We start from the raw sequence: 25699 nt of genomic DNA on the forward strand, positions 1-25699 counted from the left end.
GAAAGGGAATGCCCGCTGAGCGAAGTGGTACGCCTGCGCCGCGGAGCAGATCGTCCCAGGTGACGCCGGGGAAACGCGTCAGCCGAACAGGGCGCGCAGCTCGCGCTTGAGCACCTTGCCGGAGGCGTTCTTCGGCAGCGACTCCACGAACACCACCCGCTTGGGCGTCTTGAACGCGGCCAGCCGCCCCCGCAGGAACCCGATCAGCTCCTCCGCGGTCACCCCGCCGCCCTCCCGCAGCACCACCGCGGCCGTCACCGCCTCCACCCACTTCGCGTCCGGCACCCCGAACACCGCCGCCTCCGCGACCGCCGGATGCTGGTAGATGACCTCCTCCACCTCGCGGCTGGCCACGTTCTCGCCACCCGTCTTGATCATGTCCTTCTTCCGGTCCACGACCGCCAGGTAGCCGTCGGCGTCCATGACGCCCAGGTCGCCGCTGTGGAACCAGCCGCCGCGGAAGGCCACCTCGGTCGTGGCCGGGTCGTTCCAGTAGCCGAGCATGGCGTGCGGGCCGCGGTGCACGATCTCGCCGACCACGCCGGGCGGCACCGGCCGGTCCGCGTCGTCCACGATCCTGGTCTCGACGTTCAGCGCGGCACGCCCGGCCGAGCCGAGCCGGGTGAGCTGCTCGTCCGGGCCGAGGATCGTGGCCACGGGCGCCATCTCGGTCTGGCCGTAGAAGTTGAACAGGCGCACGTCCGGCAGCCGCGCGGCGATCTCCTTCAGCACCTCCACCGGCATGATCGAGGCGCCGTAGTAGCCCTTGCGCAGCGACGACAGGTCCCGGCGGCCGAAGGACGGGTGGCGCAGCAGGCCGATCCAGACGGTGGGCGGGCAGAACAGCTTCGTGGCGCGCTCGCCCTCGATCGTGGCCAGGATCGTGCCCGGGTCGGCGCCGGGCAGGATGATGTTGGTGGCGCCCACGTAGAGGCCGGGCGTCAGGAAGCAGTGCAGTTGCGCGCAGTGATAGAGCGGCAGGGCGTGCACCTCGACGTCGTCGTGCCGCATCTCGCCGTCCACCAGGCACGTGACGTACTGGGAGATCAGGCCGCGGCTCGACAGCGTGGCGCCCTTGGGGCGGGACTCGGTGCCGCTGGTGTACATGAGCTGGATCGGGTCGTCGTCGGCGACCTCCACACCCGGCTCGGCGGCGTCCTCGAAGGCCGCCCAGGCGGCGAACGGCTCCCAGCCCCCGGCCGAGCCGATCACGCCGCGCACCGACACCGCGGGCCCCGCCGCCGCCGCGGCGACCGGCAGCAGCGCCTCCTCCGCCAGCATGCCGGTGGCGCCGGAGTGCTCCAGCACGTACGCGACCTCCTCGGCCCCCAGCATGAAGTTGATCGGCACGGAGATCGCCCCCAGCCGCGCCAGGGCCAGGTACGTCACCACGAACGCGTGGTTGTTGTGGCTGAACAACGCGAACCTGTCGCCCTTGCCCACCCCGCGGGCCGCCAGCGCGTTGGCCGTGCGGTTGACCGTCAGGTCCAGGTCGGCGTAGCTCTGGCGCAGGTCGCCGTAGACGACGGCGGTCTTGGCGGGGTAGCGCGCGGCCGAGCGCCGCAGCAGGTCACCGATGGCATGCTGACGAATCATCCGACACCCTCCGATTGTGGGCAGAACGATGTTCGGGTGATCCTAACCTGTGAAGACCACCGCGAGCCGCCGCCTCCCGCGTCGCGCCGACCGCGACGCGAGCCCGTGAGCAGGCGGGAGGTCAGCGCGGCGCGGCCCGCGAGACCCGCGCGAGCCTGGCGTCAGTGCGAGCCGGCGCGCATGACCGTGAACGGCGCCAGCTCGCCCAGCCCCCGCACCGACAGCCGGTCCACCGCCCGCAGCCGGAAGGCCCGATCGCCCTCCAGCTCCTCGGCCAGCTCCGGATCGGCCAGCACCGTGCCGGGCAGCGCCAGCGCCGTGAGCCTGCTGGCCAGGTTGACCGTGGTGCCGAACACGTCGCCCATGCGCCAGATCACCGGCCCGGAGGCGAGCCCCACCCGGAGCTCGGGCATGTCCCTGCCGCGCTTGTGCGTCTCCAGCAGCCGCAGGCCGATCTCCACCGCCACGTGCGACTGGTCGGCCACGAACAGCACCGAGTCGCCCAGCGTCTTGATCACCCGGCCGCCGGTGTCGGTCACGATGTCGGCCGAGCGGCCCTCGAAGCCGTCGATCAGCCGGGCCAGCTCGGCGGCCGTGATCTGCCTGCTCAGCCGGGTGAAGGCGACCAGGTCGGCGAACCCGACCGACAGGCGTACGGCGCTCATGTCCTGGGCGGCGATGCGCCCGGCGGCCACGGCGAGCTGCCGCTGCCAGGCGTAGACCAGCAGCCGCGCCAGGTCAGGCACCACCCGCTCGGCCCGCCTGCGCCAGGCCCGCGGCCGCTCCGCGAGCGGCACACCCGCCCCGTCGAGCGCCTCGACGCCCAGCTCGGCCTGGGACTCGGCGAGCCGGGTGGTGGCCGTGCCGAGCGAGCGGGCCAGCAGCAGCACGTGCTCCTCGTCGTAGACGCCCGAGGTGACCATGCCGACCAGCGTCTTGAGCGCCTCGACGTCGGCGTCGGTGAACTCGACCGCGTCGTCGGCCACGTTCGCGAAACCCAGGGCACGCCAGAACCGCCGCGCGCGATAGACCGGCACCCCCGCCATCTCGGCGACCTGGTGGCTGGTGTAGCGGCGCGGCGCGCGCAGGAAGGTCTCCAGCACCCCGTCCCCATCCACGGGCGCCAAGATAACACCCTGTGGGCCAGATCACTCCAGGAGCGCCCGCAGGGCGGAACGCTCGTCGGCCGGAACGTAGCCGGCGTAGTAGTCGTACATCGCCTTTCTCGACAGGCGTGCCGCCAGCGGGCCGTCCCCGGCGCGTACGGCCGCGACCACGTCCTCGTGGTGCCTGATGCTCTGCCGCATCAGCGCCACCCGGTCGGGCGCGGCGGCGATCTTCTCCGAGATCAGGCCCAGCACGATCGAGCGGACCACGTCGGTGCAGACCTGGATCAGCTTGTTGCCGCTCGCCCTGGCCACCGCGTCGTGGAAGGCCACGTCGGCCGCCCCGAACGCGTCGTGGCCGGCCTCCACCGCCTCCCGCATGCGTGCCACGGCCGCGTCCATCTCGGCGAGCTGCTCCTCGCCGCGCAGCCGCGTGGCCAGCAGGATGGCCGAGGAGTCCAGCACCATCCTGAACTGCACCAGCTCGGCCAGCGACAGCTCCGCCACCCTGGCCAGCGTGGTCATCGACTTGTGTAACGCGGCGGGCGTGAACGGCAGCACCTCCGCCCCGTTCGGATCGCCGGGCCGCGATCGGACCAGGCCGCGCGCCTGCAGCACCCGCAGCGCCTCGCGCACGGTCGAGCGGCTGACGGAGAACTGCACCATCAGCTCCCGCTCGCTGGGCAGCCGCTGGCCCGGGGACAGGGAGCCGCTCTCGATGGCCTCCTCGACCTGCTCGACGACCCGCTCGTACGCGCGCACGGCACGCACCGGCTCGAAGCGCGGACCACCCATGCAATCCCCCTTGACCTGAGCCGCCGCCGACTGGCAATGTGCGTAGCCTACTGGTCCGACCAGTGCACTAGCCAGGAGGCTGTAAGAGATGAGGCGAATCGGCACCTGGATCGCCGCCGGCGGTCTCCTGCTGGCCATGGCCGCCTGCGGCGGCGGTGCCGGCGGTGGCGGCGGAACAGGCACCCCCCAGGCCCGGTCGTTGTCCGTCGGGTTCGTGGCCGAGCCCGCGAACCTCGACTTCACCTCGACCGAGGGCGCGGCCATCCCGCAGGCGTTACTCGTCAATGTCTACGAGGGCCTGGTCAAGCTCGGCCAGGACGGCAAGATCGTGCCGTTGCTCGCGGAGAAGTGGGACATCTCCGCCGACCGTAAGACCTATACGTTCACGCTGCGCAGGGACGTGAAGTTCAGCAGCGGCGCGCCGTTCACGGCCGACGACGTGGTCTTCTCGCTCGACCGGGTGCGGACGGACTGGAAGCTCAAGATCAAGTCGCAGCTCGACGTGGTCGACAAGGTGGAGAAGAAGGACGACTCCACCGCCGTCGTCACGCTCAAGCGGCCCAGCAACGGCTTCCTCTACTCGATGGCGACCAGGCTCGGCGCCATGTTCAGCCGCACCGGCGTGGCCGACCTGGCCAACAAGCCCGTCGGCACCGGCCCGTACGTGCTGGGCGCCTGGCGGCGCGGCGACTCCATCCAGCTCCACCCCAACCCCGCCTACTGGGGGACGAAGCCGAAGCTGCCGACGGTCACCCTGAAATACTTCAAGGACGCCACGGCGATGAACAACGCGTTGCTGACCGGCGGCATCGACGTCATCTCCAGCGTGCAGGCGCCCGAGTCGCTGCAGCAGTTCGCCGACCCCAACCGCTTCCAGACCATCGAGGGCACCACCAACGGCGAGGTCGTGCTGTCGATGAACAACGGCCGCCCGCCCTTCAGCGACAAGAACGTCCGCCAGGCCGTCAGGCACGCCATCGACCACAAGGCGCTGCTGGAGACGGCCTGGGCCGGGCGCGGGGAGCAGATCGGCACGATGGTGCCGCCCACCGACCCCTGGTACGAGGACCGCACCGGCGACTACCCCTACGACCCGGCCAAGGCCAGGCAACTGCTCGGCGGCAAGACGTACAGCGTGAAGATGCGCATCCCCAACCTGCCGTACGCGGTCGCGAGCGCGCAGGTCGTCAAGTCGCAGCTCGCGCAGGTGGGCATCACGGCCGAGATCGAGCCGCTGGAGTTCCCGGCCCGCTGGCTGGACCAGGTGTTCACGAAGGGCGACTACGACCTTTCCATCATCAACCACGTCGAGCCCCGGGATATGGGGATTTTTGCCGATAAGTCGTACTACTTCCATTACGACAACCCCGAGTTCGGCAAGCTGCTCGCCGCCGCCGACGAGGGCACCGAGCAGGAACAGACCGACGACCTCAAGCAGGCCGCCAAGCTCCTGTCCGACGACGCCGCGGCCGACTGGCTGTTCCTGTTCCCCAACCTGATCGTGGCGAAGAAGGGCGTCACCGGGCTGCCGAAGAACGCCATCGCGGAGTCCTTCGACTTCACCGCGCTCGCCAAACAGTGACCCCGACATGATCGTGTACCTGATCAAGCGCCTGGCGGTGCTGGTCGCCGGCACCGCCGTGGCCGCGGTCGTGGTCTTCGCCTTCATGGCGCTGCTGCCCGGAGACCCGGCGGAGATCGCCCTGGGCGTCAACGCCACGCCCGAGGCGGTCGCCGGGCTGCGCCGGCAGTTCGGCACCGACCGGGCTCCCGTCGTGCAGTTCCTCGACTGGTTCGGCGGGCTCCTGCACGGTGACTTCGGCATCTCCTACGTCACCAGCTCGCCCATCGGCCCGCAGATCGGCGACCGGCTCGCCGTGACCGCCGTGCTGGTGCTCGGCGGCATGATCGTGGCGCTGCTGGTCGCGGTGCCGCTCGGCACGTTCGCCGCCGTGCACCACCGCAACCCGCTCGGCGCGCTCATCAGCGCGGCCAGCCAGATCGGCATCGCCCTCCCGGCGTTCCTGGCGGGCATCCTGCTGGTGTTCGTGTTCGCGGTGCAGGCCCAGGCACTGCCGTCCGGCGGCTACGTGCCCATCGCGGAGAACCCGGCGGAGTGGCTGCGCAGCCTGCTGCTGCCATGGCTGTCGCTCGGGATCGTCCAGGGCGCCGTGCTCACCCGCTACGTGCGCAGCGCCGTGCTCGACGTGATGCGCGAGGACTACCTGCGCACCGCCCGCGCCAAGGGCCGGGGCAGCACCGGCGCGCTGTGGCGGCACGGCCTTCGCAACGCCTCCATCCCGGTCGTCACCGTGCTCGGGCTGCAACTGGCCACACTGCTCATCGGCGCGGTCGTGGTCGAGCGGGTCTTCGTCATCCCGGGGCTGGGCGACCTGCTGCTCAACGGCGTGGCCGGGCGCGACCTGCTGCTCGTCCAAGGAGTGGTGATGGTATTGGTGGCGGCCGTGCTGCTGATCAACTTCGTGGTGGACGTGGCCTACCACCTGCTCGACCCGAGGCTGCGATGAAGGGCCGGGTCAACGTCGCGCTGCTGGTCGGCGCCGTGCTCGTGGCGCTGGTGGCGCTGGCCGCGGTGGTGTCGTTCTTCTGGACGCCGCACGACCCGACGCTCGTGGACGCGGCGCGCAAGCTGCGCGAGCCGGGCGGCGGCTACCCGCTCGGGGCCGACAAGTTCGGCCGCGACACCTTCAGCCAGCTCATGGTCGGCGCCCGCACCACCCTCTACGTGGGCGTCGTGGCCGTCGGCATCGCCGCCGTGCTGGGCGTGCCGCTCGGCCTGGTCGCCGGGATGACCCCGCGCGGCTGGCTGTCGGAGCTGATCATGCGGGTCAACGACCTCGTGTTCGCCTTCCCCGCCCTGCTGCTGGCCGTCATGCTCGGCGCGGTCTACGGGGCGGGCACGCTCACCGCGATGATCGCGATCGGGGTGGCCACCGTGCCCGCGTTCGCCCGGGTGGCCCGCGCGGCCACCCTCCAGGTCATGGTGACCGACTACATCCTCGCCGCCCGGGCCGCCGGGCGGCGGCGCCCGGCCATCGCCGTACGGCACGTGCTGCCGAACATCTCCTCGGTGCTGATCGTCCAGGCGTCGGTGTCGTTCGCCATCGCCATCCTGGCCGAGGCGGCGCTGTCGTTCCTCGGCTTCGGCACCCGGCCGCCCACCCCGTCGTGGGGGCGGATGCTGCAGGAGTCGCAGGAGCTGCTGTTCTCCACCCCGCGCCTGGCGCTCTGGCCCGGCCTGGCCATCGCGCTGGCCGTGCTCGGCTTCAACCTGCTGGGCGACGGCCTGCGCGACCACCTGGACCCCCGGCTCAGGCGGATCAGGGAGCAGGCCGAGCCGCCCGCGAACGGAGCGACCCGGTGACCATGCTGAGCGTTGAGGGCCTGACCGTGCGGGCGGACTCCGCCGAGCTCGTGCACGAGGTGTCGTTCTCGATCGCGCCCGGCGAGCGGGTCGGGCTGATCGGCGAGTCCGGGTCCGGCAAGTCGCTCACCGCGCTGTCGCTCATGGGACTGCTCCCCGAGGGTGTCACCGCCTCCGGCACCGCCCGGCTGGGCGAGCGCGACCTGGTCGGCGTGCCCGAGAGCCGGATCAAGGACCTGCGCGGCCGTGACCTGTCCATGGTCTTCCAGGAGCCCATGACCGCGCTGAACCCGCTCATGCGCGTCGGCGCCCAGGTGGCCGAGGTCCTGACCCTGCACGGCCGCCCCCGCCCCGAGGCCCGGGCGCGGGCGCTCGACCTGCTCGGACGCGTGCGGCTGCCCGATCCCGAACAGATCTTCCGCGCCTACCCGCACCAGCTCTCCGGCGGCCAGCGCCAGCGCGTCATGCTCGCCATCGCGCTGGCCAACGAGCCCCGGCTGCTCATCTGCGACGAGCCCACCACCGCGCTCGACGTCACCGTGCAGAAGCAGATGCTGGAGCTCATCGCGGACGTCGCGCCCGCGCTGCTGTTCATCACCCACGACCTGGCCGTCGTGGCCTCCGTCTGCGAGCGGGTCCTGGTAATGTACGGCGGCCGCGTCGTCGAGAGCGGCCCCATCCGCGAGGTGTTCACCCGCCCCCGCCACCGCTACACGGAGGGCCTGCTGGCCGCCTCCAGGCTCACCCCGCGCGGCACCCGGCTGCCCACCATCAAGGGCAGCGTCCCCCCGGCCGGCCACTTCCCCGGCGGCTGCGTGTTCAGGAACCGCTGCCCGCACACCACCCCCGCGTGCGAGCAGGTCCCGGCGCTGACAGGAGACGGACATGCCCACGCATGCTGGCACCCCGCTGATTGAGGCCCGCGACCTCAGCCGCGTCTACCGCCGGCCCCGCACCTCGCTCACCAGGCCCGGCGCCGACGTGCGCGCGCTGCGCGAGGTGTCGCTGACCGTGCACCGCGGCGAGCGGTACGGCATCGTCGGCGAGTCCGGCTCGGGCAAGTCCACGTTGCTGCGCCTGCTGTGCGGGCTCGACCAGCCCACCGGCGGCTCCATCCGCTTCGACGGGCGGGAGATCACCGGCCTGCCGGAGCGGCGGCTGCGCTTCCTGCGCGAGAACCTGCAGATCGTCTTCCAGGACCCGATGAGCTCGCTCGACCCCCGCATGCGGGTCCGCGACCTCGTCGCCGAGCCGCTCACCGCGCTCGGCCTGCCCGCCGGCGACCGGGTGGCCGAGTTGCTGGAGGCGGTCGGGCTGCCCGCCTCGGCCGCCGGCCGGTACCCGCACCAGTTCTCCGGCGGGCAGCGGCAGCGCATCGCCATCGCCCGCGCGCTCGCGCCCCGGCCGAAGGTGCTGGTCGCCGACGAGCCCGTCAGCGCCCTGGACGTCTCCGTCCGCGGGCAGATCCTCAACCTGCTGGCCGACCTGGCCGACGAGCTGGGGCTGACGCTGGTGTTCGTCTCGCACGACCTGTCCGTGGTGCGGCACGTGTGCGAGACGGTCGCGGTCATGAGCGAGGGCGAGATCGTGGAGAGCGGGCCGGTGGACGACGTCTGGGCCGCGCCCGCCCACCCCTACACGCGTACGTTGCTGGAGGCCGTACCGACTCTGGAGGGACTGCTTTGATCGAGGTCGATGCCGAGGGCGTGGTGGCCTTCACCCAGGCGCTGGTGCGGATTCCCAGCACCAACGACCCGATGCGGGGCCGCGACGAGCGGCCCGCCGCCGAGCTGGTCGAGGCGAAGATGCGCGAGTGGGGGTGGCGGCCGGAGGTGTCCGAGGCCGCGCCCGGCAGGCCGAACGTGGTGGCCGTGGTCGAGGGCGGCGGCGGGGACGGGCCCACGCTGATGTTCGAGGGCCACACGGACGTCGTCACCGAGGGCGACCTGTCCACCTGGACCGTGGACCCGTTCGGCGGCGAGATCCGGGACGGGCGGCTGTGGGGGCGGGGCAGCGCCGACATGAAGTCGGGCCTGGCCGCCACCCTCTACGCCACCCGCGCGCTGCAGCTCGCTGGATCGTTCCCGGGGCGGATCAAGGTGTGCGCGCTGGCCGACGAGGAGGGCCTCATGCTCGGCGCCCACCACTTCGTCTCCCAGGGGCTGACGGCCGACGTGGACGGCGCGATCGTGGCCGAGCCGGAGGCCGGGGAGATCTGCGCCGTGGCCAAGGGAGCGCTGCGGCTGCGGGTGGACCTCACCGGCAAGATGGCGCACGGCGCCATGCCGCAGCACGGCCGCAACCCCATCCCCGCCGCGGGCGCCCTGCTGGCGGGCCTCGGGACGCTGCAGGACGAGCTGCAGGCGCGGCACCCGGCGCACGAGCACCTCGGCGAGGTGTACGTCACCCCCACCGTGCTGCGGGCCGGCTCGGAGGAGCAGGTCAACGTGATCCCCGCCGTGGCCTCGGTCTTCGTGGACGTGCGGACGATCCCCGGGGTCGAGCACAAGGTCGTCGCCGGCCGGGTGGCCGCGCTCGCCGCACAGGAAGGGATCTCCTCCGAGGTGTCGATCCTGGTGGACCGGCCGCCGGTGGACGTGCCCACCTCCGACCCGGTGGTGGCCGCGCTGGCCGCCGCCCACCGCTCGGTGACGGGGGAGGAGCCGGTGTACGGCGGGGTGCCGGGCTCGACGGACGGGACCGTGCTGACGCACTGGGGCGGGATCCCCTCGGTCGTGTACGGGCCCGGCGGGAAGTGGATCGCGCACCAGGCGGACGAGTTCGTCGAGGTGGCCGAGATCGTCCGGTGCACCCGGGTGTTCGCCGAGGCCGCGCGGCGTTTCCTGAACGGGGACTACTGATGGAGCCTCCGGCGCGGCCGGGGCCGACGAACTCGCTGGTGGACGTGGCCGGGCTGCGGGTCGGGCACGCCCAGCGGGTCGGCGGCGGCCACCGGACCGGCACCACCGTCGTGCTGGCGCCCGCCGACGGCGCCGTGGCGGGGGTGGACGTGCGCGGGGCCGCACCCGGCACCCGGGAGACCGAGCTGCTCGACCCGCGCAACCTGGTGCAGCGGGTGCACGCCGTGGTGCTGACGGGCGGCAGCGCGTACGGGCTGGCGGCCGCCTGCGGGGTGGTGGACCGGCTCGCGGACGCGGGCGTCGGCTACCCGGTGGCGGGCGGCGTGGTGCCGATCGTCCCCGCGGCCGTCATCTTCGACCTGGGCCAGGGCGGAACGTTCCGCGCCACCCCGGACGCCGCCCTGGGCGGCGCCGCCTACGACGCCGCCGCGCACCCGCGCCCGGACACGACGCCTCCGACGGCGAGCGGCTCCATCGGGGCCGGCACCGGGGCGACGGCCGGGGCGCTGGCCGGCGGCGTGGGCACGGCCAGCGTCGTCCTGCAGGGCGGCGCCACCGTCGCCGCCCTGGCCGTGGCCAACCCCGCGGGCTCCGTCCTCGACCCGGCCGACGGCACCCTCGCCGGCGCCAGATACGGGTTGCCCGGCGAGTTCGCCCACCTCCGGCCGCCCGCCGCGCACGAGGTCGAGGGCTGGCGTCCCGAGCACCAGCCGTCCTTCAACACCACCATCGGCGTGGTGGCCACGGACCTGGACCTCACCAAGGCCCAGTGCGGCAGGCTCGCCGGGGTGGCCCACGACGGCCTGGCCAGGGCCATCCGGCCCGCGCACACCATGACCGACGGCGACACCATCTTCGCCCTGGCCACCTGCGCCCGCCCCGCCCCCGGTCACGACACCTTCCAGGACGCGCTGGCGGCGGCGGCCGACGTGTTCAGCAGGGCCGTCGCGCACGCCGTACTGGCCGCCACCGGTCGCGAGGGCGCGCCCGCGTACCTCGACGTGTTCCCGAGCGCCACAGGAGGGCGATCATGACCGTGACCACCGAATGGCCCTCCGGGCTGCCCATCGGGGACGGATGGGTGGAGACCGAAGGCACCACCGACGTGGTCTTCCCCTACGACGGATCCCTGGTCGCCAGGGCCCCGCTGGGCACGCCCGAGCTCGCCGCGGCGGCCCTGGACGCGGCGCTGGCCGCGGCCCCCGCCATGGCCGCGCTGCCCTCGCACGCCCGCCGCGCCGCCCTCATGCGGGCCCACGACACCCTGCGGGACCGGCAGGAGGACTTCGAGCGGCTGCTGGTGCTGGAGACCGGCAAGCCGCTGGTGGACTGCAGGGTCGAGGTGGCCAGGACGCTCGTCACGCTGACCACGGCCGCCGAGGAGGTCGCCCGGCTGCACGGCGAGACCGTGCCGCTGGACCTGCTGCCGTCGGGCGAGGGCCTGGTGGGGTTCTGGACGCGCCGGCCGGTCGGCGTCGTCGTCGGGATCACCGGCTACAACTACCCGCTGCTGCTGGCCGCCCACAAGATCGCCCCGTCCGTGGCCGCCGGTTGCCCGGTGATCGTCAAGCCCGCGCCGGCGACCCCGCTGGCCACCCTCTGGCTGGTGCACCTGCTGCGCGACGCGCTGCCCGCGGGGGCCGTACAGCTCGTCACCGGCGACGTCGAGGTCGGCCGGAGGCTCGTGGAGGACCGCAGGATCGGCGCGGTCTCCTTCACCGGCTCGGCCGCCGCCGGCCACGCCATCGCGCGCAACGCCGCCCCCACCAAGGTCCTGCTGGAGCTCGGGTCGAACGCCGCTCTCGTGGTGGCGGCCGACGCCGACCTGGAGGCCGCCGCGGACGCGGTCGTGCGGGGCGGCTACTACGCCTCCGGCCAGGCGTGCATCTCGGTGCAGCGGGTGCTGGTCGAGGAGCCCGTACGCGAGGCGTTCCTGTCCCTGCTGGCCGAGCGCGTCAAGGACGTCGCGGTCGGCGACCCCCGGCTGCCCGAGACCCGGGTGGCCCCGCTCATCGACGGGCCCGCCACGGACCGCGTCCTGGAGTGGGTCGCCGCTTCCGGGGCCGAGCCGCTCACGGGCGGGCACCGCGACGGCCGCGCCATCGCGCCCACCGTGCTCGCCGGCGTGCCGGACGGGGCGGCGGCGTGGGACGAGGAGATCTTCGGGCCCGTCGTGTGCGTGCGCTCGGTGCCCGACCTCGACACCGCCTTCGCCGCCGTCAACAAGTCGCGGTACGGGCTGCACGTGGCGGTCTTCACCCGGTCGCTGGCCACCGCGTTCGCGGCGATCGAGCGGATCGACGCCGGGGGAGTCGTGGTGAACGAGGTGCCGGGGTTCAGGGCGGACAACATGCCCTACGGCGGTGTCAAGGACTCGGGCATCGGACGCGAGGGCCCGCGCTTCGCCATCGAGGAGCTGACCGTCACCAGGATGGCCATCATCCGTCCGTAACCGCGGCCCATCGCGCGATCGTGACGGGCGGAGGGCGCCCGCCCGGCAGTCGTTCACGCGCGGGCGCCCCGCCCTCCGGGTTCAGTTCGGTGGGTCGAAGCGGCCGTCCACGGCGGTCCAGCCGCCGTCCACGTACAGCACCGAGCCGGTCACGAAGCTGGCCGCGTCGCCCGCCAGGTAGACCACCGCCCCGGCCATCTCCTCGGCCGCCGCCCACCGGCCGAGGGCGCTCTTGGCTGCGTACGCGGCGTACCAGCCGGGGTTGTCCTTGATCTGCCGGGTCAGCGGCGTCTCCACGACGCCCGGCGCGACGGCGTTGACCCGCACCCCGCTCGGCCCGAACTCGGCCGCCGCCGTCCGCAGCAACTGCACCAGCCCCGCCTTGGTGGCGGAGTAGACGCCCTGCCCCGGCTCGGTGACGGACGCCCGGATCGACGCGAACCCGATGATCGACCCGCGCCCCCGCTCGACCATGCCCGCCCCGAACGCGCGTACCACGTCGAACGAGGCCCGCAGATTGAGGTTCACCACCCGCTCGAACTCCTCACCGGAGTAGTCGAGCAGCCGCTTGCGCACGTTCGTGGCCGCCGTGAACACCAGCACGTCGGCCGGTTCGGCGGCGGCCAGGTCGCGCACCGCCGCGTCGTCCAGCACGTCGACCCGCCGGGCGGACCCGCCGCACCCGGCGGCGGTCTTCTCCGCCGCGTCCGGGTCGAGGTCCGCGCACACCACGTCGGCCCCATGGGCGGCCAGCGCCAGCGCCGCTTCCCGGCCGATCCCGCTCCCGGCTCCGATCACCACGGCCCGCCGCCCGTCGAGGCGGAACAACGCGTCATATCCCATGAGACGCAACCTTAGCGACTGGTCTGACCAGTGCACCAGGTGCCGGACCGCGGAAATGTCAGCGGCGGCGGGCAATCTGTACGGCATGAAGAGCATCGCCGCGATCTGGGACGCCGCCGCCGACACCTTCGACGAGGAGGCCGACCACGGCCTGCGCGACCCCTCGGTCCAGGCCGCCTGGGCCGACGGCTGCCCTCCGGGCAACTCGACATGCTCGACCGGGGCATTCAACTGTTCGCCTCCAAGGTCGATTGAGTGAGTGTTAGATCGATTACATCGATATGATCGTCGCGTGAACCTGACCGAGTGGGCACGAGCACAGGGCATTCACCCTCAGACCGCATACAAGTGGTTTCGTGAGGGGACGCTGCCCGTGCCCGCTCAGCGGGTCGGGCCGCGCACGATCCTGGTGAACATCGAGGCCAGCGCCGTGCCGGAAACGCTGGGCCTGTATGCCCGCGTCTCCTCCCCTGACCACAAGGCCGACCTGGAACGCCAGATGGCCCGGCTGACCCACTGGGCGGCGACCACAGGCCACCGGGTCGTGCGGGTGGAGTCGGAGATCGCCTCGGGCATGACCGGTGGACGGCCGAAGGTGCAGCGGCTCCTGGCCGACCCGGCGGTGACCACGGTCGTGGTCGAGCACAAGGACCGGCTTGGCCGGATGAACGTCGAACTGGTCCAAGCGGCTCTGTCCGCGTCCGGTCGCCGTCTCGTTGTCCTCGATGACGGTGAGGTCGAGGGCGAGGTCGAGGATGATCTGGTGCAGGACATCATGGAGGTCCTGACCTCGTTCTGCGCCCGCCTGTATGGTCGCCGGTCGGCGAAGAACCGCGCGCACAAGGCCCTTGAGGCAGCCGAACGTGGCTGATCCGGACAAGAAACCGCTCAGGCGGATCGCCCGGCCGTACGTCGCTGACGGGCCGTCGGGCGTGTCGATCCGGGACCGGCTCAAGGGCCTTACCGCCGAGGATGTGAAGGTTCTGCGGCTGGTCGGCGAGCACAACGGCCGTCTGGCCTCCCGCGACCTTGCCCGGCGTTGCCGTGACGGCCTGGGCCACTCTACGGACACGTGGGCCGCCCGTAAGCGGGACCTGACGGCCGATTCGTCGTCGCGTTGGGCTGGTTCGATCACCGCCCAGACTCACGACCAGTGGGGACTGTCCCGCCGCGCCCAATGGCGGCATCTCCAATCTCTCGACGCTGGTATCTGCACCCTCCGGCACCGCCTGTCGCTGCCGATCGGTGAGAAGGGCTCCAAGCGGCAGCCGGGCGGCTACCGGTCGAAGAAGGAGTGGTTCCACAAGGCGCGCCGCTTGGCGATCCTTGAGCGAGCGTACGAGCGCGTCAGTGCGGAGCGTGAAGCTGGGCGGGTGTCCGTCGTGCGCGGGGGCCGCCGGTTGCTGAAGCAGCGCCACAACCTCACCGCCGCGCATAAGACCCTCGAGCAGTGGCGTGTCGAGTGGGAAGCCGCCCGCTGGTTCCTGACCGCCGACGGGGAGTCCGGTAAAAGGTTCGGCAACGAGACGATCCGCGTCACCCCTGACGGTGAGGTCGGCATCAAGCTGCCCGCACCGCTTGCCCACCTGGCCAACGCCCGGCACGGCCGGTACGTCCTGGCCGCGAAGGTGGCCTTCCCGCACCGGGGCACAGAGTGGTGCGACCGGATCGCGGCCAACCGGGCCGTCGCCTACCGTATTCACCTCGACGTGACCCGCAACCGCTGGTACCTGGACGCCTCCTGGACCCGCAAGGACCTGCCCGTCGTTCCGCTCGATGCCTTGCGCGCCGGTGGAGTCGTCGGCGTCGATACGAACGCCGACCATCTGGCCGCCTGGCGGCTGGACGAGCACGGCAACCCGATCGGTGCACCGTGCCGTTTCGACTACTACCTGTCGGGCTCGGCCACCCACCGGGATGCTCAGGTCCGGCACGCCCTCACCCGGCTGCTGCGCTGGGCTCGGTCCACGGGCATGCAGGCGATCGCCATCGAAGATCTCGATTTCGCCGACTCCAAGACCCGGGAGAAGCACGGACGTGGGAAGCGGTTCCGGCAGCTCATCTCCGGTATGCCGACCGGGAGACTTCGCGCACGGCTGCTGAGCATGTGCGCTGAGGCCGGTATCGGCGTGATCGCCGTGGACCCGGCCTACACCAGCGTGTGGGGGGCTGAGCACTGGCAGAAGCCCCTCACCGGCAAGAACCGTAAGACCAGCCGGCATGCCGCCGCAGCGGTGGCGATCGGAAGGCGGGCTCTTGGGCATGCGATCCGGCGACGGACGGCACCGCCCCACGACGACCAGAGCGATCGTCGTGGGCATCGGACCGTCCAGGCCGGGCTGCGTGTCCGGGGGCGCGAGGGAAACCGCCCCCGCGTACCCGGACCACGGCTCCAAGCCGATGGGACCGGACGCAGTAGGAACGCGGTGGACCAGAACGTCCAAGACCGTTCGGGGCGTTCGGCTGAGCACGGGTTCTGGCAACAGGGCTCACTCCCGCTCAGTCTTTAGGAACGGTGGACCTGGCACCCCGGATGGTGCGCGGGCCCGCGCCAAGCTGGCGGGAACCGACGCGTCCATCCTGCTCGGAGACGCGGCCCAGCCACCGGTCGGAGACCGGCGCTTCGACGTGCTGCTCGCCCGCCACCTCCTGTGGGCCACCATCCCCACCCCACAGGTGGCCCTGGCCCACTGGAAGGGGTTACTCCGCCCCGGCGGGCGCTTGGTGCTGATCGAGGGCCGCTGGAGCCCATGGGCGGACTCAGGCAGCAACACAGGCAGCAACACAGGCAGCGGCTCGGGTGGTGGCTTGGGCGGTGATTCGGGTGGCGGCTCGGGCGGTGAGCTGCCCTGGGCGGTCGGGGTGCGTGCGGTCGACCTGGTGACGGCGTTACGGCCGCTCGTCGCCGAGATCCACGTCGATCCGCTGCCGGACCCGATGCTGTGGGGCAAGGAGATCGACGACGAGCGCTACGCGGTGGTGGCCCTGACGTAGGGACCGATCAGCGCCGCAGAGGCGACGGTCGACTTTGCAGGGGCCGAAGCCCTTGGCCGGAAGCCACCTCCGACCTGGGCAACTGCCTGACTCGCTCGACCAGGTGGAAAGCTCATCCCCTGCACATCCCGGATCTTGCCCCGAGAGGCCTCTGGTGATAATCGGGCATGTAGATCCGGGCCCGTCACTGCGTTTCGCTGGTAACGGGCCTCTCTTGGCTCATGTGGCAGGTGCAAGGTCCGAACTTGCGTAGGCCGGACCGACGGCTTTACAGCGCGTGACCATTTCCGCTTCACAGCGCCCTTGACCTGCGCCGAAGCCTAGCTGCTCGGCGTGAGTCGGCGAGATTATTGCACGGCTTGGAATCGATCGGTTACAGCACGTAGAATCAGAGTCATGGCGGCTGCTGCACCTGAAGAGTACGAGGACCTGCATCGGCTGGTCGGCCAACTCACCGGAGACCAGCTCCGGGAGATCCGCACGCATATGCTGCGGCTTGTTCATTCCTCCGAGCACACCGAGAGCGAGTCGTGGCCTCCGGCGCTCTTCGGCTCCGTCCATGCCGGCCGCTCGGATGTTTCCGAGCGTATCGAGGGGATTCTTGCTGAGGGCTTCGGACGCGAGGCGTGATCGTCGTCGGCACCGGCCCGCTCGTGGCCGCCGCACTCGCTGACGATGCCCATCCCGAACGCTGTGTTAGTGAGTTCCAGCGCCTCCACGACGCGCGCAGTGAGTTCCTCGTCCCCAGCTTCGTCGCAGCGGAAGTGTGCTATATGATTTCGCGATTCGGCGGCGCTGCGCCGGAGGCTGCGTTTCTCGCGCTCTCGAGTCGGACGTCTTCACGCTCGTCGAGCTGACCAAGCGTGATCTTTCCAGAGTTGCCGTGCTGGTCGAACGGTATGCGGACTTCCCACTCGGCGCAGTTGACGCCTCGGTCGTGGCTATAGCCGAGCGCTTGAAGGCCACGGAGGTGTTCACGCTCGACGTACGCCATTTCGCGGCGGTCCGGCCTGCTCACGTGGGCGCCTTTACCCTCCTCCCGCATAGGAGCCCTTTTGCCGGTACGGCACCGCCACCACGCCCCTCGGCCTGGGCGGGCCCGCTCACGGCGGCATCCGGCTGCACACCCCTGAAATGCAGAAGAGGCTCCGTTGGGCCTCTGAGCTGCACTTACTGCTGGTGGCGGGTGCAAGGTTCGAACTTGCGCAGGCTGGGCCGACGGCTTTACCGGCCGGCTGGCTTTCAGCGGCCGGGAACATGACCTGCGCCAGCTTGCTCTGGCAGTAGGCCCGCACCCCGCTGTAGTCCTTGGCGAGCATCACGTCACCGAAGTCGATCGGCGTCTGACCCAGGCTGCTGACGTTCACGATCCGCGACGGAGCCGCCGCGCGCAGCACCGGCAGCAGCAACCGGGTGAGCAGGTATCCGGCCAGGTAGTTGACCGCGAACCGGAGCTCGTGGCCCTCCACGCTCTCCTGCCGCACCCCGCCCCCGGGCACGGTGGACCCGATGCCCGCATTGTTGGCCAGCGTGTCGAGCGTCTTGTGCTCGCCTTCCACGGCCGCTGCGAACTCGCGTACCTCGTCGAGCGAGGCCAGATCGGCCCGGTAGCAGTGCAGTTGGGCGCCCGGGACCCGCTCCCGGATCTCGTCCAAGGTGTCCTGCCCGCGCCGCTCATTGCGGCCGTGAACGAGCACGGTGGCGCCCCGCCCGGCGAGGTCGGCCGCCAGCGCCCGGCCGAGGCCGTCGGTCGCGCCCGTGATGAGGATCGTCCGCTGCTCCATGAGACGCATGGCCACCTCCGCTCCCGGCCCCACTCGCTCTGACGCCACCAGCCATCCTCGCCCTGCTTTTTCGTAAGGCGGCTTGCGAAAATTCCGTAAGGCGCCTTACGATCCTCTAATGATCAACACCGATCGGCCCCCGTACGAAGAGCTGGAGGCGCGCTTCGGCCCTCCGGTCGGGGTGGAGGACGCCCGGGCCCGCTGGGGCACACTCGTCAAGGCCGCCAGGAACGGCGGGACCACGCTGATCACCCGCGAGCGCTGGGAATGGGCCGCGCTGGTCCCGCTGTCCGAAGTGTCCGGGTTGCTGAGCGGCCTGCCCCTCGTGCCGCTTTCGACGGCCCGCTCCAAGCTCGGCGACCTCGTGCGGCAGGTGGCGCAGCCGTACGGGGAGTCGCCCGCGCTGCTGGGCCGGCACCGCACCCCGGTCGCCGGGCTGGTCGCGGCCCGGCACCTGCTGACCAGGCCCGCCTCCCGGCGTCGGCCTGGTGCCGACGAACTGCTGTCCGACGGCACCACCATCACCCTGGCCCGCCTGGCGGACGGGGTGGTCGCCGCCATCGCCCGCGACGCGGCGGGCAACGAGATCGCGGCCGGCTCGGGCGGTGACGTCAATGAGGCCCTGCGTGCCCTCGCCGACCTCGAAAGCAGTGGGATGCAAACGGGCCGGGAGTAACTGCTGGGACCTGGCCGGAAAGAGTTATGCGGGCAGGGCATGGCCGGAATGGGGCCTCCCGGGCATGGCTCGGGAGAGGTTTGCCAGGCATGGCCGGCTGGAGAGCGACCATTCGGTATGGCCGGGAAGTGGTCAGCGGGACATGTCCGGGAGTGGCCGGTTAGTTGGTCGTGGCCGGAAAGTGGTTAGTCGGTCGTGGCCGGTTGGACCACCGCGTCCGGGCCGGGGAACATGAGTTGCTCGTGCCCGTCCTCGAAGCGGACGAGGTAGGGCGGTGACCCTGCAGGGCCCCGGATCTCGATGATCTCGCCCTTCCGGTCCCGCTGGCCGACGACGTGACCATGGATGATCAGCATGTCACCGACGTTCGCCTGCATGATGGGGTCCTCTCCGCCGGGCTGTGGCAACTTGAGATTCCATCCCACAGTGCACGAGAGCGGCCGACTCGGGAAGGCGACAGGCCGCGCCACTTGCGAGCGGCTCCTTACCGGAGCCCCTCGACGGGCTCGCCCCGACCGTCGGCACCCCACCGCCGAGCGCCCCGGCCTCGCACCGCCCCGAGCGTCCCGGCCTCGCCCCACCGCCGAGCGCGCCGCCCCGCGTGCCCAGGCGGTTCGCGGGGGCGGATCGCCGGAGACTTGCCGCCGTGAGCCCGGGACTCGCGCCGCTCCACGTTCCCGGGCTCTCACGGCCCGGGTCCTCACACGTTCTGCGGCCCGCATGCTCAGGCCGCCTCCCGCCTCCCGCCTCACGGCTGGGTGTGCAGTGGCCCGCGCCATGGGTGTGTGGGGTGGGTGAGCTGTAGGGCCGTGTCCAGCCAGTGCCGCTGGTCCTCGGTCAGTGTGGGGAGGACCTCGGTGAAGTCCTGTTCGTCCTTCGGGCGCGGGCCCTTGGACTTGTAGAGGAGCTGTACCTCCGGGGCGAGGCGGTGGAAACCCGGCTCCTCGATCGTCAGCGTGGCCAGTTCGCGGCGGATGCGGGGGTCGCGGCGGTAGATCCAGTCGGCGCCGTCGGCCTCGTCCAGCATGAGCTGGAACCGCCAGGGGCCGCCGGGGTGCTCGCGTACCCAGATGTCGTAGGCCGTCTCCGGCAGCGCCTCGTCCGGCGGCCACGGTCGCAGCGTTCCTGAGTCGGCCACGTGGCAGTCCCAGGCGGACAGCAGGCGGCGCACCGCGAGCTGGTCCCTGCGCAGCAGCGAGACGTCCAGGTCTCCGTGATCCCGGTAGGAGCGGCCCACGGCGAGCTCGATCGCGTACCCGCCGCTCACCCACCACGGGACCGCCGCCTGCCGGAACAGTTCGACGGCCGACGCCAGAGGCATGGCCTCCCAGGGTCCCCACGGTGTTTCGATACGTGTCGCCATCTGGCAATCATGCACGCTTGTCCGGGCTGGGGTAACGTCAGCCGCCATGCGTGCCTTCGTCATCACCGGTCCAGGACGCGCGGAGGTCCAGGAGGTCGATCCGCCGGTGGCCGGCCCGGACGAGGTGGTGGTCGAGGTCGAGCGGGCCGGGGTGTGCGGAACCGATGCCGAGGTCTTCTCCGGCGCGATGGCCTACCTGCGCACCGGCGAGGCCCGCTATCCCGTACGGATCGGGCACGAGTGGGCCGGGACCGTGTGCGAGGTCGGCGACGGCGTCGATCCCGCCTGGCTGGGGCGGCGCGTCACGGGCGACACGATGCTCGGGTGCGGGCGGTGCGCCCGGTGCGGGTCCGGCAGGCAGCACCTCTGCGCCGACCGGTACGAGATCGGCATCCGTCATGGCTGGCCCGGCGCGCTGGCCGAACGCCTGCCCGTGCCCGTTCGCGCGCTGCTGCCGCTGCCCGACACGGTCGATCCGGCGCTCGGCGCCCTGGTGGAGCAGGGCGGGAACGCGCTGCGTGCCGTACAGGCCGCCGCACTCGCGCCCGGCGAGCGGCTCCTGGTGATCGGGCCGGGCACGATCGGGCTGCTGGCGGCACTGATGGCGGCGGCCCAGGGGGTGGAGGTCCACCTCCTGGGGGTGACCGAACGCTCGCTCGCCTTCGCCCGCTCCCTGGGCTTCACCCGCACCTGGACGTCACCCCCGCCCCCGGATGAAGGAACGGGGAAGGGAGGGGTGGGTCTGGAGAGGGGCGGTGTGGGGCTTGGTGATTCGTTGAGGTTCGATGCCGTGATCGATGCCTCGAACGGCGCCGGCTCGCCCGCGCTCGCGCTGGACCTCGTCGAACCCGGCCGGCACGTGGTGTTCATCGGGCTGTCGGCGGAGCCGAGCAGGCTCGACACGCGGCGGATGGTGCTCAAGGACGTCACCGCCGTCGGCGTCCTCAGCGCCTCGGGCGGGCTCGCCGGGACCGCCGACCTGTACGCCTCCCGCCAGGTCGATCCCCGCCCGCTGATCGCGGCCGCCGTCGCCCTGGGCGAGGCGGCCGCCGTACTGGCGGGGGAGCGGCGACCGGAGTGGGGCGACGCACCGAAGATCCACGTCGACCCCCGACTCCTCTGACGGACGGATCCCCTCCTCCCCGGACTGGCGGACCCGGCGCGCTCGTATCGTGAGCGCCATGACCGTGCTGCGTTCAATCGCCCTGTTCCTGCTCGCCGCCGTCGCCGAGATCGGCGGGGCCTGGCTGGTCTGGCAGGGCTGGCGGGAGCAACGCGGCCTGTGGTGGGTCGTCGCGGGGATCCTCGCCCTCGCCGCCTACGGCTTCGTCGCCACCTTTCAGCCCGACGCCGACTTCGGCCGTGTGCTGGCCGCCTACGGTGGCGTCTTCGTGGCCGGGTCCCTGGTGTGGGGCATGGTGGCGGACGGCTTCCGCCCGGACCGGTGGGACGTGATCGGCGCGCTGATCTGCCTGGTGGGCGTGGCCGTCATCATGTACGCCCCGCGAAGCTGAGCCGCCCGCCGCCCCCTCTTGACGCTGCCGCCGGTCGCTTCTCAAACCGGAAATTCGGCTCTCACTACGACGTCTACCGCGCTCACGTGCCGGGCTGGTGGCCCCGCCGGTCCCCGTAGCGGGGGCTGTGACTCCGGAGAAATTGGAGTCCCATGTGCCAGGTGGTTTGACTATCAGTGATGACATGTGGTCATCTCGTGACCATTGTTTCTGATGGGATAATTTACACCGGTCCGGGGGAGAACGTTACATGCCGCACGCCCTCCTGCGCGTGCTCGCTTCGATGACCGTCGCCAGCGCAGTCCTGGTGGCGCTGCCGTCCGCCGCCCAGGCCCAGAGCCGGGCCACGCACGTCTCAACGGCGCATCAGGCGTCGGCTCAGCAGACGGCGAAGGTGCGGCCGGTGCCTGCCGTGCAGGAGCCGCCGGCCGCCGAAGTGAGCGTCCCGACCGGGCCCTCGATCGCCGCCCGGCCCGCCGGGAACGAACGCGTCGGGCCCGACGCGCCCGAGGTGACCACGCCCGCCGGCCCCCGGCTGGTCAACGAGGTCACCGCCGCGGCCGCCGCCGTCCAGCAGGAGCAGGGCCTGGGCGGGAAGGCCCCAGCGGTCGGCAAGGTGCTGCCGGACACCTCCCAGGCGCAGACGCTGGCTTTGCTGAAGCCGCTGGCCTCGGTGGTGCGGGAGTTCGACGTGCTCGGCAAGGCCGCGCCGGGGCTGACGTACCGGCTGTGCGTGGAGAGCGAGGCCGTGCCGGTGTCCTGCTCGATCGCCCGGCCGGTCGGCCTGCCGGTGGCGGCCGACGTGACCGGCGACGCCATGCCCGACCTGGCCGCCGACCTGGTGCCCGCGGCCGGCGGCGAGGGCTCGGTCGGGCTCGGGTTCGCCGTCAGGCGGCTGTCGAAGGAGAACCTCCGGGCGCAGGTCTGGGCCGAGTACGACGGCAAGGTGTCCGTCGGATTCGACGGGCTGCACCGCGGGTCGTCGCTGTCGCGCTCCGACCAGGGAACGTTCACCGTGGACCTGGCGGGCAAGCGGGTCAAGGCGGAGCTCAAGCGTACGGAGCCGGGGGAGTCCGCGGCCATGATCGCGGGTCTGACCGGGCGCACCGCGGTCAGCCTGCGCCAGACCCCCGCCACCGAGCGGCTCACCGTGAACGCCACCCTCGGCACGCCCGCCCTGGACGTCACCGCCTCCGCCCCCGCCCGGCTGGAGGCGCTGGCCGTGTCGGGCCAGCGGTTCACCGAGGCCGTGCTCGACCGGATGGCCACCCGCGCCGAGGTACGCCTGTCGGGCACCGAGCTCCACTTCGCCAGCCCGTCACCGATCGCGAGCGCCAGTCTGCACCACTTCACCTACCGCGGCGGCCACCTGTCCCGCGCGCTGAGCGCCGAACTGCAGAAGGTGCCGCAGACCTTCACCGCCAAGTACGCCGCCGCGAAGGGCAAGCAGACCCTGTCGGTCGACGCGGGCCGTCCCGGGGCCGGGGTGGCGAAGCTGACCTATTTCGACCGCGCCGCCGCCAAGACCGTGCTGAAGGCCGAGCTGAGCGACCTGCCCGCGAAGGTGCGCATGGTCAACGACCCGGACGCGCACCGCGTCACGCAGACGATGAGCTCGCCCGTGGGCAGGTTCGCGGTGGTGCTGCAGCGCGGCGGGGGCGCGATCTCCAGCCCGCCCGGCAGCCACGTCACCATGATCAAGAACGGCTCCGCCCTGGGCATGTCGGGGCTGGTGTCGGGACTGTCCGGCTTCGACGTCTCGTACGGGGCCACGCCGCACGCCCACCTGAAGGCGGCCGCGAGCGACCGGTCGTTCGTGGCCGCGGCCACCGTCGACGGCGTCCACGTGACCCGGATGGAGATCTCGAACACGCCCTCCACCGTGGACGTCACGATCGACCCGGCCGCCAGGAAGGCCGTCTACAAGGCCACCGGCGTGATCAGCAGGCTGCGCGCCGCCTACGCCAACCGCAAGTCCGGCCCCACCATCGACGGCACCGTGCTCGGCGTGCGGGACGACGTCTCGGCCTCGTGGGAGCTGGGCGAGCGGTCGGCGCTCAAGGTGGCCACGTCCGGCAAGCTCCAGCAGGTCCGGATTTATGCCAATAAAGCCAACGTAACCACCGCAGGGACCGGTGAGGACCTGCGGGCGACCGTGGAGGGCGTGCGCAAGCGGGCCGAACTGACCGCCGACACCGGCGCGGGGACGCTCACCTGGACCTCGGACGGCCCGGTCGCCAGGGTCTCCGCCCTGGCCAGGGCCAAGCTGGCCGGCCGGTACGTCCGGGCCGCCGCCGAGGTGACCGACGTCCCGGCCAAGCTCGACGCCTCCTGGAAGGCCGGCTCGTACCGGTTCCGCGGCCTGTCCGGCCCGGTCGGGTCGGCGGCGCTGGCCGTCACCAACCACGACGGCGCCACCGCGCCCACCGGCCCGCACCTGTCGGCCCACTACGACCAGGGCTCCGGCGACCTGGACGCCAGCGTGCTGGTCAAGGGGCTCTCGCAGGTCGAGTTCAGCCCGGCGGAGCAGGGGTTCGACGCCGACTTCCGCTCCGCCCGGCAGCAGCTGGCCGTGGACGCCGACGTCACCCGGGGTGACACCCGGTTCGGCCTGATCGGCACGCTCGGCCCGGTGCCCGGCCGCCTGTCGGTCTCCGCCGCCGGCGGCAAGCTCACCTACCAGGGCTCGAACCTGGACGTGCGGGCCCGCGCCTGGCTGGGCAAGACGGGCGCGCTGTCGCGCATGCGGGCCGCCCCCGCGGTGCCGAGCGGCGTGTCCCTGGTGGACGGCGGGTGCGCGGCCGGGTCGCCGGGTTGTGCCCAGGGGCCGTTCTGCGTGGCCCAGCGCGGCTGCTTCGGCCTGCAGGGTTACCTGGACGTGTCCGGGCTGCCCGACCAGGTGTCGGTGGACCTGGCGGGCCGGACGTTCGCCTTCTCCGGGTTCCGTCCCCGGCGCCCCGACCTGGGGGTCTACCTGGCCAGCAGCGTCCTGTCGCCGGTGCCGATCAAGGCCAGGGCCACGCTCACCGGGCTGCCGTCCAAGATCACCAGCATGGCGCTCGGGCCGTTCGAGGTGGCGCGGGGCAACTCGGTGCGGGCCGGCTACCGCATCGAGCCCGCGGCCACGCTCGGCGCGCTCGACGTGCAGGCCGAGGCGGCGGGGGTGCGCGGGCAGGTCGTCATCGACCCGGTGCCCGCGTCGGTGGACGTACGCGGCACGTACGGCGCCAAGACCCGCGTCCGCGTGACGAACTCCGCGGCCGTCAAGAGCCTGACCGCCAAGGTCACCCTGGCCGGGAAGGGCACCGGGGAGCTGCGCTTGTCCGACGTGCCCGCCGTGTTCGGGGTGGACGCCGACGCCACGGGCACCGGGCTGAGGGTGCCCGCCCTCACCTACAAGGCGGTGGGCGGCGTGAACACCCTCGACGGCTCCCTCGACGTCGGGGGCGGCCTGGTGGACCCGAAGGGCCGCCTCGGCGACGTGGCGCTGGCGGTCGAGAACCTCGCCGCCGACACCACGATCCGCCTCAATCCCGACCTGTCACTCAACCTGGTGTCCAAGCCCGTGCCCACGGGCCGGATGTCGCTGCGCGCGGGGCTGCGGATGGACCCGATGGCCGCCCAGCGCATCGCCGTGAGCAAGGAGGTCGCGTACACCAAGGGCTTCCTCACCTACAACGTGGGCGGCCGGTTCGGGCTGGGGCCGAGCGCGGTGAAGGACGTCGGCCTGTCCATCGAGCGCATGTCGTGGCTGCGTGTGCGGCCGGGCAAGGTGCCCTTCGGCCTCAAGGCGCCCCGGGTCCTCGGCTACGTCGCGCCCGGCTTCGAGGGGAACTATGGGCGGCTCAAGATCGCCGCCAAGGGTGTGGACCTGCGGCCCGACGTCTCCCTGCAGATCAGGCTGAGCAGGGAGATCGGCAACGACGTCTTCCGGGACTCGGTACGCCTCACCCGTACCCGCTCGCTCGCCCTGCGCCGCTACGACCAGCGGATGCGCCGCATCGGGGCCAAGCAGGAGATCGAGGCCGCCGGGATCAGCCTGGCGTGCGTGACCGTGGACGCCAAGCCGGGCTTCGCGGCCGACGGTGGCAACTCGATCACGCTGCGCGGCGCCGACGGGCCGCAGATGATCTCGCTGCTGGACCCGGGCGGTCAGGTGCCGGACTACGCGGTGGACCTGCTGACCCACTTCATGAGCCCGTTCCCGGGCGCGGAGTGGAAGGTGGCGGGCGCCGAGGCCGGTTCGTGCGAGCCGTCCGAGCCGTCCCGCCCGGACGCCCGGTGAGCGTCCCGTGACGCCCCGCTGACCGGGCCCGGGACGCCCGCCGGC

General features: G+C 72.1%; 25 protein-coding genes. 17 read left to right on the top strand and 8 right to left on the bottom strand.

The window, feature by feature from the left end; all coding sequences use genetic code 11:
• Positions 1 to 78 precede the first annotated feature (78 nt).
• The 3 genes from ABGB18_RS04020 to ABGB18_RS04030 all read right to left on the bottom strand — a co-directional run bounded on the left by ABGB18_RS04020 (position 79) and on the right by ABGB18_RS04030 (position 3497).
• Positions 79 to 1596: an acyl-CoA synthetase gene (locus ABGB18_RS04020; protein WP_347693936.1), complete on the bottom strand. Its 1518-nt coding sequence runs from the start codon at positions 1594 to 1596 to the stop codon at positions 79 to 81.
• A gap of 161 nt (positions 1597 to 1757) precedes the next feature.
• Positions 1758 to 2714, bottom strand: coding sequence for an adenylate/guanylate cyclase domain-containing protein (locus ABGB18_RS04025; RefSeq protein ID WP_347694296.1), 957 nt, complete (start codon positions 2712 to 2714; stop codon positions 1758 to 1760).
• A gap of 30 nt (positions 2715 to 2744) precedes the next feature.
• The gene (locus tag ABGB18_RS04030; RefSeq protein WP_347693937.1) at positions 2745 to 3497 is read right to left on the bottom strand and encodes a FadR/GntR family transcriptional regulator; all 753 of its coding nucleotides are present in this window, start codon (positions 3495 to 3497) and stop codon (positions 2745 to 2747) included.
• Between the two features lie 88 nt (positions 3498 to 3585).
• Between ABGB18_RS04030 and ABGB18_RS04035 the strand changes: the two genes are divergently transcribed.
• The 8 genes from ABGB18_RS04035 to ABGB18_RS04070 are packed head-to-tail and all read left to right on the top strand — an operon-like array spanning position 3586 to position 12195.
• Positions 3586 to 5079: an ABC transporter substrate-binding protein gene (locus ABGB18_RS04035; protein ID WP_347693938.1), complete on the top strand. Its 1494-nt coding sequence runs from the start codon at positions 3586 to 3588 to the stop codon at positions 5077 to 5079.
• 7 nt (positions 5080 to 5086) lie between these two features.
• Positions 5087 to 6025 carry an ABC transporter permease gene (locus tag ABGB18_RS04040; RefSeq protein WP_347693939.1) on the top strand — a complete coding sequence of 313 codons (939 nt, stop codon included), beginning with the start codon at positions 5087 to 5089 and terminating at the stop codon, positions 6023 to 6025.
• The gene (locus tag ABGB18_RS04045; protein WP_347693940.1) at positions 6022 to 6882 is read left to right on the top strand and encodes an ABC transporter permease; all 861 of its coding nucleotides are present in this window, start codon (positions 6022 to 6024) and stop codon (positions 6880 to 6882) included. Before ABGB18_RS04040 ends, ABGB18_RS04045 begins: the two co-directional genes overlap by 4 nt.
• A 2-nt stretch (positions 6883 to 6884) precedes the next feature.
• Entirely contained in the window at positions 6885 to 7799 is a 915-nt protein-coding gene (locus ABGB18_RS04050; RefSeq protein WP_347694297.1) for an ABC transporter ATP-binding protein, read from the top strand.
• Positions 7768 to 8568 carry an ATP-binding cassette domain-containing protein gene (locus ABGB18_RS04055; protein ID WP_347693941.1) on the top strand — a complete coding sequence of 267 codons (801 nt, stop codon included), beginning with the start codon at positions 7768 to 7770 and terminating at the stop codon, positions 8566 to 8568. Before ABGB18_RS04050 ends, ABGB18_RS04055 begins: the two co-directional genes overlap by 32 nt.
• A complete protein-coding gene (locus ABGB18_RS04060) occupies positions 8565 to 9743 on the top strand; it encodes a M20 family metallopeptidase (protein ID WP_347693942.1) in 1179 nt (392 codons plus the stop codon). The genes ABGB18_RS04055 and ABGB18_RS04060 overlap by 4 nt, the downstream gene beginning before the upstream one ends.
• Positions 9743 to 10777 carry a P1 family peptidase gene (locus ABGB18_RS04065; RefSeq protein ID WP_347693943.1) on the top strand — a complete coding sequence of 345 codons (1035 nt, stop codon included), beginning with the start codon at positions 9743 to 9745 and terminating at the stop codon, positions 10775 to 10777. The genes ABGB18_RS04060 and ABGB18_RS04065 overlap by 1 nt, the downstream gene beginning before the upstream one ends.
• Positions 10774 to 12195 (top strand): aldehyde dehydrogenase family protein, encoded by a 1422-nt coding sequence (locus ABGB18_RS04070; RefSeq protein WP_347693944.1) that lies wholly within the window; start codon positions 10774 to 10776, stop codon positions 12193 to 12195. Before ABGB18_RS04065 ends, ABGB18_RS04070 begins: the two co-directional genes overlap by 4 nt.
• An 81-nt stretch (positions 12196 to 12276) precedes the next feature.
• On the opposite strand, the gene ABGB18_RS04075 is transcribed toward ABGB18_RS04070, so the two are convergent.
• The gene (locus ABGB18_RS04075; RefSeq protein ID WP_347693945.1) at positions 12277 to 13038 is read right to left on the bottom strand and encodes an SDR family NAD(P)-dependent oxidoreductase; all 762 of its coding nucleotides are present in this window, start codon (positions 13036 to 13038) and stop codon (positions 12277 to 12279) included.
• An 85-nt stretch (positions 13039 to 13123) separates the two neighbouring features.
• Between ABGB18_RS04075 and ABGB18_RS04080 the strand changes: the two genes are divergently transcribed.
• From ABGB18_RS04080 to ABGB18_RS04100, 5 genes are all read left to right on the top strand, one after another.
• Positions 13124 to 13297, top strand: coding sequence for a hypothetical protein (locus ABGB18_RS04080; protein ID WP_347693946.1), 174 nt, complete (start codon positions 13124 to 13126; stop codon positions 13295 to 13297).
• A 33-nt stretch (positions 13298 to 13330) separates the two neighbouring features.
• Positions 13331 to 13909, top strand: coding sequence for an IS607 family transposase (locus tag ABGB18_RS04085; RefSeq protein WP_347693947.1), 579 nt, complete (start codon positions 13331 to 13333; stop codon positions 13907 to 13909).
• Complete coding sequence (locus ABGB18_RS04090) at positions 13902 to 15548, top strand: IS200/IS605 family accessory protein TnpB-related protein (RefSeq protein WP_347693948.1); 1647 nt, start codon at positions 13902 to 13904, stop codon at positions 15546 to 15548. The genes ABGB18_RS04085 and ABGB18_RS04090 overlap by 8 nt, the downstream gene beginning before the upstream one ends.
• A complete protein-coding gene (locus tag ABGB18_RS04095; protein WP_347693949.1) occupies positions 15439 to 16032 on the top strand; it encodes a methyltransferase domain-containing protein in 594 nt (197 codons plus the stop codon). The genes ABGB18_RS04090 and ABGB18_RS04095 overlap by 110 nt, the downstream gene beginning before the upstream one ends.
• Before the next feature lie 396 nt (positions 16033 to 16428).
• The gene (locus ABGB18_RS04100; protein WP_347693950.1) at positions 16429 to 16662 is read left to right on the top strand and encodes a hypothetical protein; all 234 of its coding nucleotides are present in this window, start codon (positions 16429 to 16431) and stop codon (positions 16660 to 16662) included.
• A gap of 139 nt (positions 16663 to 16801) precedes the next feature.
• Here the strand turns inward: ABGB18_RS04100 and ABGB18_RS04105 are convergent, their stop codons facing one another.
• The gene (locus ABGB18_RS04105) at positions 16802 to 17050 is read right to left on the bottom strand and encodes a hypothetical protein (protein WP_347693951.1); all 249 of its coding nucleotides are present in this window, start codon (positions 17048 to 17050) and stop codon (positions 16802 to 16804) included.
• 85 nt (positions 17051 to 17135) lie between these two features.
• The gene (locus ABGB18_RS04110) at positions 17136 to 17864 is read right to left on the bottom strand and encodes an SDR family NAD(P)-dependent oxidoreductase (protein WP_347693952.1); all 729 of its coding nucleotides are present in this window, start codon (positions 17862 to 17864) and stop codon (positions 17136 to 17138) included.
• A gap of 70 nt (positions 17865 to 17934) precedes the next feature.
• Here ABGB18_RS04110 and ABGB18_RS04115 point away from each other — a divergent pair, with 70 nt between their 5' ends.
• A complete protein-coding gene (locus tag ABGB18_RS04115) occupies positions 17935 to 18492 on the top strand; it encodes a hypothetical protein (RefSeq protein ID WP_347693953.1) in 558 nt (185 codons plus the stop codon).
• 185 nt (positions 18493 to 18677) lie between these two features.
• On the opposite strand, the gene ABGB18_RS04120 is transcribed toward ABGB18_RS04115, so the two are convergent.
• Together ABGB18_RS04120 and ABGB18_RS04125 are read right to left on the bottom strand one after the other, a co-directional pair.
• On the bottom strand, positions 18678 to 18869 hold the full coding sequence (locus ABGB18_RS04120; RefSeq protein WP_347693954.1) for a DUF1918 domain-containing protein: 192 nt from the start codon (positions 18867 to 18869) through the stop codon (positions 18678 to 18680).
• Positions 18870 to 19240: 371 nt separating this feature from the next.
• Positions 19241 to 19813 (bottom strand): amino acid transporter, encoded by a 573-nt coding sequence (locus ABGB18_RS04125; RefSeq protein ID WP_347693955.1) that lies wholly within the window; start codon positions 19811 to 19813, stop codon positions 19241 to 19243.
• A gap of 88 nt (positions 19814 to 19901) precedes the next feature.
• Here ABGB18_RS04125 and ABGB18_RS04130 point away from each other — a divergent pair, with 88 nt between their 5' ends.
• The 3 genes from ABGB18_RS04130 (at position 19902) to ABGB18_RS04140 (ending at position 25654) form a co-directional block, all read left to right on the top strand.
• Complete coding sequence (locus tag ABGB18_RS04130; RefSeq protein ID WP_347693957.1) at positions 19902 to 20978, top strand: alcohol dehydrogenase catalytic domain-containing protein; 1077 nt, start codon at positions 19902 to 19904, stop codon at positions 20976 to 20978.
• A 58-nt stretch (positions 20979 to 21036) separates the two neighbouring features.
• Positions 21037 to 21369 carry a YnfA family protein gene (locus ABGB18_RS04135; RefSeq protein ID WP_347693958.1) on the top strand — a complete coding sequence of 111 codons (333 nt, stop codon included), beginning with the start codon at positions 21037 to 21039 and terminating at the stop codon, positions 21367 to 21369.
• 250 nt (positions 21370 to 21619) lie between these two features.
• The gene (locus ABGB18_RS04140) at positions 21620 to 25654 is read left to right on the top strand and encodes a hypothetical protein (protein WP_347693959.1); all 4035 of its coding nucleotides are present in this window, start codon (positions 21620 to 21622) and stop codon (positions 25652 to 25654) included.
• Positions 25655 to 25699 lie beyond the last annotated feature (45 nt).

The sequence above is a fragment of the Nonomuraea sp. B12E4 genome, assembly GCF_039871825.1.
GTDB lineage: Bacteria > Actinomycetota > Actinomycetes > Streptosporangiales > Streptosporangiaceae > Nonomuraea.

Bases quoted from the DNA above. Each gene is read 5' to 3' on its own strand.
- ABGB18_RS04040 (WP_347693939.1), top strand. From the start codon at position 5,087: ATGATCGTGTACCTGATCAAGCGCCTGGCGGTGCTGGTCGCCGGCACC.
- ABGB18_RS04055 (WP_347693941.1), top strand. From the start codon at position 7,768: ATGCCCACGCATGCTGGCACCCCGCTGATTGAGGCCCGCGACCTCAGC.
- ABGB18_RS04035 (WP_347693938.1), top strand. From the start codon at position 3,586: ATGAGGCGAATCGGCACCTGGATCGCCGCCGGCGGTCTCCTGCTGGCC.
- ABGB18_RS04115 (WP_347693953.1), top strand. From the start codon at position 17,935: ATGATCAACACCGATCGGCCCCCGTACGAAGAGCTGGAGGCGCGCTTC.
- ABGB18_RS04100 (WP_347693950.1), top strand. From the start codon at position 16,429: ATGGCGGCTGCTGCACCTGAAGAGTACGAGGACCTGCATCGGCTGGTC.
- ABGB18_RS04120 (WP_347693954.1), bottom strand. From the start codon at position 18,869: ATGCAGGCGAACGTCGGTGACATGCTGATCATCCATGGTCACGTCGTC.
- ABGB18_RS04080 (WP_347693946.1), top strand. From the start codon at position 13,124: ATGAAGAGCATCGCCGCGATCTGGGACGCCGCCGCCGACACCTTCGAC.
- ABGB18_RS04045 (WP_347693940.1), top strand. From the start codon at position 6,022: ATGAAGGGCCGGGTCAACGTCGCGCTGCTGGTCGGCGCCGTGCTCGTG.
- ABGB18_RS04065 (WP_347693943.1), top strand. From the start codon at position 9,743: ATGGAGCCTCCGGCGCGGCCGGGGCCGACGAACTCGCTGGTGGACGTG.
- ABGB18_RS04050 (WP_347694297.1), top strand. From the start codon at position 6,885: ATGCTGAGCGTTGAGGGCCTGACCGTGCGGGCGGACTCCGCCGAGCTC.
- ABGB18_RS04095 (WP_347693949.1), top strand. From the start codon at position 15,439: ATGGGACCGGACGCAGTAGGAACGCGGTGGACCAGAACGTCCAAGACC.
- ABGB18_RS04125 (WP_347693955.1), bottom strand. From the start codon at position 19,813: ATGCCTCTGGCGTCGGCCGTCGAACTGTTCCGGCAGGCGGCGGTCCCG.
- ABGB18_RS04030 (WP_347693937.1), bottom strand. From the start codon at position 3,497: ATGGGTGGTCCGCGCTTCGAGCCGGTGCGTGCCGTGCGCGCGTACGAG.
- ABGB18_RS04140 (WP_347693959.1), top strand. From the start codon at position 21,620: ATGCCGCACGCCCTCCTGCGCGTGCTCGCTTCGATGACCGTCGCCAGC.
- ABGB18_RS04135 (WP_347693958.1), top strand. From the start codon at position 21,037: ATGACCGTGCTGCGTTCAATCGCCCTGTTCCTGCTCGCCGCCGTCGCC.
- ABGB18_RS04070 (WP_347693944.1), top strand. From the start codon at position 10,774: ATGACCGTGACCACCGAATGGCCCTCCGGGCTGCCCATCGGGGACGGA.
- ABGB18_RS04130 (WP_347693957.1), top strand. From the start codon at position 19,902: ATGCGTGCCTTCGTCATCACCGGTCCAGGACGCGCGGAGGTCCAGGAG.
- ABGB18_RS04020 (WP_347693936.1), bottom strand. From the start codon at position 1,596: ATGATTCGTCAGCATGCCATCGGTGACCTGCTGCGGCGCTCGGCCGCG.
- ABGB18_RS04075 (WP_347693945.1), bottom strand. From the start codon at position 13,038: ATGGGATATGACGCGTTGTTCCGCCTCGACGGGCGGCGGGCCGTGGTG.